Origin of the sequence: Actinoplanes palleronii (assembly GCF_016862315.1) — a bacterium.
Taxonomy (GTDB): Bacteria; Actinomycetota; Actinomycetes; order Mycobacteriales; family Micromonosporaceae; genus Actinoplanes; species Actinoplanes palleronii.
On sequence record NZ_BOMS01000204.1, the window covers coordinates 1 to 8836 of the forward strand.

Annotated in this window: 7 protein-coding genes; 4 read left to right on the forward strand and 3 right to left on the reverse strand. The window is 72.1% G+C overall.

The annotated features are described in order from the left end of the window. Positions 1–158 precede the first annotated feature (158 nt). Positions 159–659 (reverse strand): DUF456 domain-containing protein, encoded by a 501-nt coding sequence (locus Apa02nite_RS50505; RefSeq protein ID WP_203831540.1) that lies wholly within the window; start codon positions 657–659, stop codon positions 159–161. Positions 660–867: 208 nt separating this feature from the next. Between Apa02nite_RS50505 and Apa02nite_RS50510 the strand changes: the two genes are divergently transcribed. Next, on the forward strand, positions 868–1791 hold the full coding sequence (locus tag Apa02nite_RS50510; protein ID WP_203831541.1) for a sigma-70 family RNA polymerase sigma factor: 924 nt from the start codon (positions 868–870) through the stop codon (positions 1789–1791). Between the two features lie 107 nt (positions 1792–1898). After that, the gene (locus Apa02nite_RS50515) at positions 1899–2642 is read left to right on the forward strand and encodes a class I SAM-dependent methyltransferase (protein WP_203831542.1); all 744 of its coding nucleotides are present in this window, start codon (positions 1899–1901) and stop codon (positions 2640–2642) included. A 65-nt stretch (positions 2643–2707) separates the two neighbouring features. On the opposite strand, the gene Apa02nite_RS50520 is transcribed toward Apa02nite_RS50515, so the two are convergent. Next, a complete protein-coding gene (locus Apa02nite_RS50520; RefSeq protein ID WP_239165147.1) occupies positions 2708–5008 on the reverse strand; it encodes a HelD family protein in 2301 nt (766 codons plus the stop codon). A gap of 166 nt (positions 5009–5174) precedes the next feature. Between Apa02nite_RS50520 and Apa02nite_RS50525 the strand changes: the two genes are divergently transcribed. Then, positions 5175–5687 carry a hypothetical protein gene (locus tag Apa02nite_RS50525; protein WP_203831544.1) on the forward strand — a complete coding sequence of 171 codons (513 nt, stop codon included), beginning with the start codon at positions 5175–5177 and terminating at the stop codon, positions 5685–5687. 56 nt (positions 5688–5743) lie between these two features. On the opposite strand, the gene Apa02nite_RS50530 is transcribed toward Apa02nite_RS50525, so the two are convergent. Continuing rightward, positions 5744–6595, reverse strand: a complete 852-nt coding sequence (locus tag Apa02nite_RS50530; RefSeq protein WP_203831545.1) for a sigma-70 family RNA polymerase sigma factor — start codon at positions 6593–6595, stop codon at positions 5744–5746. Between the two features lie 156 nt (positions 6596–6751). Here Apa02nite_RS50530 and Apa02nite_RS50535 point away from each other — a divergent pair, with 156 nt between their 5' ends. Continuing rightward, on the forward strand, positions 6752–8320 hold the full coding sequence (locus Apa02nite_RS50535) for a DEAD/DEAH box helicase (protein ID WP_203831546.1): 1569 nt from the start codon (positions 6752–6754) through the stop codon (positions 8318–8320). Positions 8321–8836: the final 516 nt, after the last annotated feature.

The window sequence follows — 8836 nt, forward strand, 5'->3', positions numbered from 1 at the left end:
GGGACCTCGCGCCTGCCGCGGACCCGGCCCCGCACGTGGTTCCGCCCCGGGTTCCGGGTTCCGCTTCCGGCCTTCGGGTTCCGGCCTTGGGTTCCGGCCTTGGGGTTCCGGCCTTGGGGTTCCGGCCCCCGGGTTCCGGGGTCTGAGACCGGGAGCGGTCAGCCGAGGATCAGGCCGAAGACCCAGATGACCGCGATGGCCAGTGACGCGGCGAACTCGACGAGCAGGGACAGTCCGACCGCGGCGAGCGCACGGCGGGCCGACGGCCACGCCTGATCGCCGCCCAGCCGGCCGGCCTCCATGGCCCACACGCCGAGCAGGAAGCCGAGCACCAGGCCGACCACCGGCACCACGAAGAACCCGACCAGGCCGACCAGCCCGCCGACCATCAGGGTCGAGGCCGGCACGCCGCTGTCCTTGAGCTTGCGGCCCGGCCAGACGAACTTGGCGATCATCCCGGCCCCGGCGATCACCGTGGCCAGCGCCAGCACGGTCCACCGGGCACCCGAGGCGGCGTCCGACAGCAACGCCCAGAGCAGCACCCCGGACCAGGTCAGGAGCAGCCCGGGGATCACCGGCAGGATCACGCCGAGCACCCCGGCGGCGATCAGCACCCCGGCGATGACGTTGACGGCCGTGCCGCTGTCGCTCAGTTCCATGCGGCACACCGTACCGGCGGAGGGAAAGTCTCATACCGGTCCGTGCGCCGCCGATGGCTCCGGCAACGCGGACGACCGGCCCGGTTTTCAAGCAACCGGGAGGCAACTGTCCGTGACCTGCTCCCGCACCACCGCGTCGTCAAAGTTTCTCCCTGTCAGCCGGTGCTCTTCCAGCCAATGAGCGCCGACAACAACCGGGGGATACGACATGACCAGCACCGTGACGACCGTTGCCGACCTCACCGCCGACACCGCGCCCGCCGTTCCGGTGCTCACCGCCCGCGAGCAGGAGGAGCTGATCCGTACGCACATGCCGCTCGTCGGCCACCTGGTGCGGGACATGCTCAGCCGGATCCCGAACCACATCCACCGCGACGACCTGACCAGCGCCGGCCTGCACGCCCTGTGCACCGCCGCCCGCGGCTGGGACCCGCAGCGCGGGGTGCCGTTCCACCGCTTCGCCGGCACCCGGATCCGCGGCGGCCTGCTCGACGAGCTGCGCTCGCTGGACTGGGCGACCCGCTCGGTGCGGTCCAAGGCCCGCAGCACCGACACCACCCGGCAGAGCCTGACCACCAGCCTGGGCCGCACGCCCACGGCGGAGGAGCTCGCCCAGGCGCTCGGCACCACCACCACCGACCTGCAGCAGACCGACACCGACGTGCAGCGCGCCACCGTGCTGTCGCTGCAGGGCTTCACCACCAGCAGCGCCGACGACCTGGTCACCGAGCGCACCCCGGGCCCGGAGGAGATGCTGCTGCGCCGCGAGCAGATCGGGTACCTGCACCACGCGATCAGCTCGCTGCCGGAGCGCCTGCAGACCGTGGTCACCGAGTACTTCCTGCAGGAGCGCCCGATGGCCGACATCGCCAAGGACCTGGGCGTCACCGAGTCCCGGGTCTCCCAGCTGCGCGCCGAGGCGCTCTCGCTGCTCCGCGACGGCCTGAACACCCACCTCGACCCCGAGATGGCGCCGATCCCGGAGAACCCGGACAGCATCACGGCCCGCCGCCGCGCGTCCTACTACGCGACCATCGCCAGCAACACCACGATGCACAGCCGCCTGGCGATGACCAACGCCCACGGCCACACCTCGATCGGCCGCGGCGCCCGCACCGCGACGGCCGCCTGACGATCCGGAGGGTTCGGCGTTCCCCCGCCGAACCCTCCGTTTCACCCCGTTTTCATCCCGCTTTTTATCCCGTGGCGGGACCGCCCCGATATCCGTAGGTTCCGGGCATGCCTGACGCGTGCTTCGACCATCCCCGGCTCGCCGGGATCTACGACGCCTTCGACGGCGGCCGCACCGACCTGGACGCCTATCTGGCGATCGTCGGCACGCTGGATCCCGCGCGCATCGTCGACATCGGCTGCGGCACCGGGACCCCCGCCCTGCGGCTCGCCCGCACCGGCCGCACCGTGATCGGCGCGGATCCCGCCGCGGCGTCGCTGGAGGTGGCCCGGGCCAAACCGGACAGCTCCTCGGTCACCTGGCTGCACGCCGGCGCCGCGGAACTGCCCGGCGTATGGCACGGCCGGGAACCGGCCGACCTGGCCCTGATGATCGGGAACGTCGCGCAGGTCTTCCGCACCGACGACGACTGGGCCGCCGCGCTGCGCGGCATCCGCCGGGTGACCCGCCCCGGCGGCCATCTGGTCCTCGAGTCGCGCCGCCCGGAATTCCGCGGCTGGGAGGAATGGGTCGAGGTGAACACGCCGACGACCCTCGAGGTGGCGGGCGTCGGCGCGGTGGAACGCCGTTTCTCCCTCACCGAGGTGAAACTCCCGTTCGTCACATTCCGCTACGAATATCGCTTTCACGCCGACGGGACGATCCTGACCTCGGACTCGACCCTGCGATTCCGTTCCGAGGACGAGATCACCACGTCGCTGGCCGAAACCGGATTCGACGTTCTGGACGTCCGCGAGGCCCCGGACCGGCCCGGCCGTGAATACGTCTTCCTGACCCGGGTGGCCGGCTGAGGCCGTACCGGAAAAATTGCGGAACCGGCCGCGGTCGGATGCCGCGGCCGGTTCCGGAAGAACCGTCAGCCGAGCGAGGACAGCACGCCGGGCAGCGGCCCGGTGTGCAGGATCCCGAGACGCTGGGTGGCCCGGGTCACCGCGACGTAGAGATCGGACAGACCCCGCGGGCTCTCCGCGATGATCTCATCCGGACAGACCACCAGCACGGAGTCGAACTCCAAGCCCTTGGCCTGCCGCACGGTCATCAGCACCACGTGGTTGAGCAGGTCGGGCTGCTCCCCCACGGCCGCGCCGGGCACCGCCGCGACCAGCTCGGCGCCGAGCGACGACTCGAGGCGGGCCGGCACCAGGACACCCACCCGGCCCGGCTCGACCGCGCCGACCTCCTTGCGGACGTCCGCGATCAGCTCCTCGGCGAGCCCCTCCGGCGCGACCCGCCGGGCCCACGGGGTGACCCCGGCCGACCGCACCGACCGCGGCGGCCTCAGCGCCGGGTCGATCGCCGCGAGGATGTCACCGGCGACCGCCATCACCTCGGCCGGCGTCCGGTAGTTGACGCTCAGCTCGACCAGCCGCCAGCGCTGCGCGACGTACGGTTCGAAGACCTGGTCCCAAGTCGTGCTGCCGGACAGCTCCGAGGTCTGCGCCACGTCACCGACCGCGGTCATCGACCGGCTCGGGCAGCGGCGCATCAGCAGCCGCCAGGCCATCGGCGACAGCTCCTGCGCCTCGTCCACGATCACGTGCCCGAACACCCAGGTCCGGTCGGCCGCCGCCCGCTCCGCCGCGGTCCGGGTGTCGATCACCTCGTGGCGTTCCACGAACGCGCTCGCGTCGACCACGTCGATGGCGGAGAGGATCTCCTCCTCGACGTCCTCGAAGTCCAGCGACCGGGAGCCCTCGACGATCTCCAGCACGCCCTCGGCGTACTCGATGGCGGCCTTGCGCTGCCGGCTCTGCTCGCGGACCTTGAGCGTGTCGTCGACCCCGAGCAGCTCGGCCAGCTCGTCGAGCAGCGGCACGTCGGCCGGGGTCCAGCCGGCCGCCTCGTCGCGCAGCAGCGCCGGCGGCAGACCGGCCGACTCCAGCCGGCCGGCGTCGGTGAGCAGGTCGCGCAGCACCTGCCGGGGCGTCAGCACCGGCCAGAAGTCGAACAGCGCCTGCTGGACGTCGACGTCCTCGCGCAGCTCCCGGCGGGTCTCGGCGAGATCCGCCTCGGAGAGCAGGTTGTCACCGCCCAGCGGGTCGGCGCCGATCCGGTCGGCGATCTGCTGGGACAGCTGGTGGATCGCCTCGGTGACGAAGACCGCCCGGGCCACGTTGTGCGGACGGCCGGTGCGGCGGGCCGCGGACCGCGCGTCCTCCAGCACCGTGCGGTCGATCCGCAGCGGGTACCCGTCGTGGTCGACCTCGGCGAAGTCGTCCGGCACGGTCTGCCGGTCGGCGACCGCGTTCTCCAGGGCCGGGAGCATCAGCTCGAGGTCGCCCTTGAGCGCGGCGACGGCACCCGGCTCGACGGCGCGGGCGCGGACACCCGGGAACATGTCGCCGAGCGTGGCCAGCAGCACGCCGGTCTCGGCGAGCGACGGCAGCACCTGGGAGATGTAGCGCAGGAACGTGGTGTTCGGCCCGAGGATCAGCACGCCGGACCGGGTCAGCTGCTGCCGGTACGTGTAGAGCAGGTAGGCCGCCCGGTGCAGCGCCACCGCGGTCTTGCCGGTCCCCGGCCCGCCCTGCACGACCAGTGCACCGGCCAGCCCGGACCGGATCACCTCGTCCTGCTCGGCCTGGATGGTCTCGACGATGTCCCGCATCCGGCCGGTGCGGTTCGCGGTGAGCGCGGAGAGCAGCGCGGCCTCGCCGGTCACGTCCTCCCGGCCGGTCCCGTCGCCGGACTCGATGTCGAGCACCTCGTCGTCGACACCGGTGAGCACCCGGCCGCGGGTGCGCAGATGCCGCCGCCGGGTGACGCCCTCCGGGCTGACCGCGGTGGCGAGATAGAACGGCCGGGCCGCCGCCGCGCGCCAGTCGATCAGGAGCGGGTCCTGGTCACGGTCCTCGGCGAACAGGCCGATCCGGCCGATGTAGCGCGGAACGTCCGCGGAGAAGTCCAGCCGCCCGAAACAGAGCCCGTTCTCGACGGAATTCATCTGGGCGAGCTGTTCGGCGTAGTGGGAGCGGGTGGCCTCGCGCTGGGTGCGGCCCTGCGGGGTGCCACCGGCCTCCAGCAGGATCGCTTTGAGCCGGCCGTCGGCCTGCTCCCGCAATTGATCGAGTCGCTGGTAGAGCGCGGTCAAGTACGCCTGCTCGGAATCGACGTCGGCGTTCGAGCTTGACAAAATCGCCCCTTTTCGTGCTATCATTCCGGCCGCTGGCAACCACATTTTCTGTGGTTGCCTTTTCTGTTTACGGCAAACGACCAGACTAGCTGAAGCCCGCGGGGTTACGGCCGCGACGGCAAGTGTCCGTAACCCGTCATCGACACGCCGGGGCCGTTACGCGGAACCCCGTGCCGGGCTTAACCGGGACATGGACAACAACCACCCGTACCGCCGACTTGCCGTCCTCGCTCTCGCCGCCGTCGCCACCCTCGGCGTCACTTCGGCCTGCTCCGACGACGACGACCCGGCCGGCAACGCCGCCGCGGCCGCCGCCGGAGGCCCGGAGCAGAAGACCGTCGACGGTGCGAAGAACGCCGCGCAGACCGTGTTCGACCGGTTCAGCGGTGGCGACTTCGCCGGCGCCTGGGAGATGTACACCTCGGCCGGCAAGCAGGCGATCAGCAAGGACGACTACGTCAAGCTCAACACCGCGTGCTCCCGCAAGGGCCTCGCGATCCAGCTGACCAGCGCCCGGATGGAGGGCACCGACAGGGCCATCGTGATCGCGAAGCAGCTGGTCGCGGCGCAGTCGTACACCATGGTCTACGAGGCGGACGCGTGGAAGCTGGAGCCGGCCCCGGAGGGCCTAGCGCTCTACAAGATGGGCGCGGTGAAGGCGATCGCGGCGCAGAAGAAGGCCGGCACCTGCGCGAACGCTTGATCAACAGGTTGGGGCCCGTCGCGAACCGCGACGGGCCCCGGCAACCTGCTGAATGTCTAGGCCGCCACCGGCAGTCCGTCCGGGCCGGTCAGGGCGAGCCGGGTGCTCAGCGTGCCGCGGCTGGCGATCCGGTCGTAGTACGCCGCCCGGCGCCGGGCCACGCAGCCCTCCTTGGGCGGGTCCTGTGCGGCCATCGCCGGGTCCAGGTGGGTGTTCATCCCGTCCCGCAGCAGGACCAGCGCCTCGGCGCGCAGCTGCGACACGCGCGACTCGCTGACCCCGAGATCGGTGGCGATCTCGGCCATCGGGCGCTCCTCGAAGAAGTAACCCTGGACCACCGCGCGCAGCCGCTCCGGCAGAGCCTCCACGGCGTGCCGCAGATACCCGAGCCGCTCCCGGATGATCAGCATCTCCTCCGGGCCGGCGGTCGGCTCGGTGACGATGTCGTCCGCCGTCGCCGTCGCGAAGCCCTGAAGGCTGAACACCGTGGCGCGATGTACGTCACCTTCGGCGTTCTCGATGTCCTCGACCGTGCAGCCGAGCCGGCCCGCCAGCTCCGGCACGGTGGGGGTCCGGCCCAGCTCGGCGATCAGCTCCTCACGGGCCGCGTCGGTACGCCGGGCCCGCTGCCGCACCGAGCGGCTCGCCCAGTCCAGCCCGCGCAACTCGTCCAGCAGCGCGCCGCGTACCCGGGCCGCGGCGAACCTCGGGAAGGGGACGCCGCGCTCCGCGTCGAAGCCACGAGCGGCGGCGACCAGGGCGGCGTACCCGGCGGACAGCAGATCGTCGCGATTGACGTGGGCGGGGACCCGCGCCAGCATCTCGCGGACCAGGTGCCCGACGAGCGGCATGTTCGCCCGTACGATGTCCTCACGACGCCGATCGACGGCAGGTGCCTCACCGTTCATCAGGGGTCTCCTCAGTACAAGCCGGAGAGGGGTTCCGGCGCTGAGGAAAAAGATCTGCGAGGCTGAGAGCATCCTGGTTCGATACCGGGTGCAGAGTGGTTGCCACGGGTGACCAGTAGGATTGATCTCCAACTGACCTACGGAGTTACCCCCTTAATGACATCGTTCATCGAGCTAGGCGTCCCTGCCGTTCTGTCCGGCGCCCTCGCCGAGCTCGGCATCACCTCACCGTTCCCGATCCAGGCGGCCACGCTGCCAGATTCGCTCGCCGGGCGTGACCTGCTCGGACGAGGGCGAACCGGATCAGGGAAGACGTACGCGTTCGCGTTGCCGGTGGTGGCCCGTCTGGCCGCCGCCAACAAGCCGCGACGCCCCGGCCGCCCGCGTGCGCTGATCCTGGCGCCCACCCGGGAACTGGCCACACAGATCGAGGCCGCCGTGCGCCCGCTCGCCGACGCGGCCGGGCTGCGCACCATGACCGTCTTCGGCGGTGTCGGAGCGAACCCGCAGATCAACGCGCTGCGCAACGGCGTCGACATCCTGGTCGCCTGCCCGGGCCGGCTCGACGACCACATCCGCAACGGGCACGCGTCGCTGGACGCTGTCGAGATCACCGTGCTCGACGAGGCCGACCACATGGCCGACCTGGGCTTCCTTCCGGTGGTCAAGCGTCTGCTCGGGCAGACCCCGGCCGGCGGCCAGCGGCTGCTGTTCTCGGCGACCCTGGACAACGGGATCGACATCCTGGTCCGCCAGTTCCTGCGCAAGCCGGTCACCCACCACGTCGACTCGGCCGCCCAGGCGCCGGTCGAGATGGACCACCACGTGCTGCACGTGCACCCGGACGACCGGTTCGGCGTGCTCGTCGACCTACTCGCCGCGCCCGGCCGGTCGGTCGTCTTCACCCGGACCAAGCGCCGGGCGAAGGTGCTCACCAAGCAGCTGATCTCGGCCGGGGTGCCGGCCGTCGAACTGCACGGCAACCTGGCGCAGAACGCCCGGAACCGCAACCTGTCGGCGTTCTCCGACGGCAGCGCGGCCACCCTGGTGGCCACCGACATCGCGGCTCGCGGCATCCACGTCGACGACGTGCTGCTGGTGATCCACGCGGACCCGCCGGTGGAGCACAAGGCGTACCTGCACCGCTCCGGCCGCACCGCACGGGCCGGCGCGCGCGGCACGGTGATCACGCTGATGACCGACGACCAGCAGGCCGACGTACGGGACCTGACCCGCAAGGCCGGCATCAAGCCGATCACGCGGCGGGCGCGTCCGGGTGACGCGCTGCTGGCCGACCTGGCGCCGGGTGAGCGGACGTTCGTGGCGTACACGCCGCCGGCACCCGAGGCGCCGGACCGCAGCGGTGGCGGCACCGCCGCCGGGGACTCCCCGGCCGGCGGTCGCTCCGCCTCCCGGCGTCGGCGTCCGGCCGGCCCGTCCCAGTCCACCGGCGGTTCGGCCGGCGGACGGCGCGGATCGGGCGGCGCACCGGCGGCGACCGGTGACAAGTCCGGTTCCGCACGCCGGCACACGTCCACCACCGGTGACGGTGGCGGTCAGCGTGCCGGTTCCGGCACGCCGCGGGGCGGTGCTACCGGTGGGCGATCCGCTTCCGGCACGCCGCGCTCCACCCGCTCCGGCACACCGGCGCCACGCCCGGCCGCGGGCGGTGGCGGCGCTGCCGCGTTCTCGTCCCGATCCGGGGGTCGCCGCGCGGGCCGCTGATCCGCTCAACGCACGTGTTCACTGGGAGCGCCGGCCTGTGGGGCCGCGCTCCCAGTGGCGTTTCACCAGCCGGCCGACCGGCCCCACCAGGCGAGCGACCTGCCCCGGCAGGCAGCCGGGTCCCGCCAGGCAGTCCGGGTCCCGGCAGGCAGCCCGGTCCCGGCTTGGTTGGCCAGGCGAGGTCCCGGTTGGTTGCGGTCCGCCACGCCGCTCGCCGCTCGTCGCCGGGCACGACCGTCCCGAGAGGTGGTCGTCCGGTCCCGGCAGATGGTCCGCTCGGGGTCGTCGCGGGCTGCGCCCATACTCGGGTACGTCATGAGCCACGCAATGTCCCGCGCCAGGGGCGGCAGCAGCCCGCAACGCCACCCGGCTGGCGCTCATGGTGGTATCCCGGCCGCCGATACCACCACCAGCACCAGCCGGACACACCGAGCTGGCCCTGGGGGCCGTAATCCACCTCCGATAAGGGCCGCCAAGGCCAGCCGGACACACCAAGCTGGCCCTGAGCGCCGTAAT

Coding starts and splice junctions, on each gene's coding strand:
- Apa02nite_RS50505 (WP_203831540.1), bottom strand. CDS start 659: ATGGAACTGAGCGACAGCGGCACGGCCGTCAACGTCATCGCCGGGGTG.
- Apa02nite_RS50510 (WP_203831541.1), top strand. CDS start 868: ATGACCAGCACCGTGACGACCGTTGCCGACCTCACCGCCGACACCGCG.
- Apa02nite_RS50515 (WP_203831542.1), top strand. CDS start 1,899: ATGCCTGACGCGTGCTTCGACCATCCCCGGCTCGCCGGGATCTACGAC.
- Apa02nite_RS50520 (WP_239165147.1), bottom strand. CDS start 5,008: ATGATAGCACGAAAAGGGGCGATTTTGTCAAGCTCGAACGCCGACGTC.
- Apa02nite_RS50525 (WP_203831544.1), top strand. CDS start 5,175: ATGGACAACAACCACCCGTACCGCCGACTTGCCGTCCTCGCTCTCGCC.
- Apa02nite_RS50530 (WP_203831545.1), bottom strand. CDS start 6,595: ATGAACGGTGAGGCACCTGCCGTCGATCGGCGTCGTGAGGACATCGTA.
- Apa02nite_RS50535 (WP_203831546.1), top strand. CDS start 6,752: ATGACATCGTTCATCGAGCTAGGCGTCCCTGCCGTTCTGTCCGGCGCC.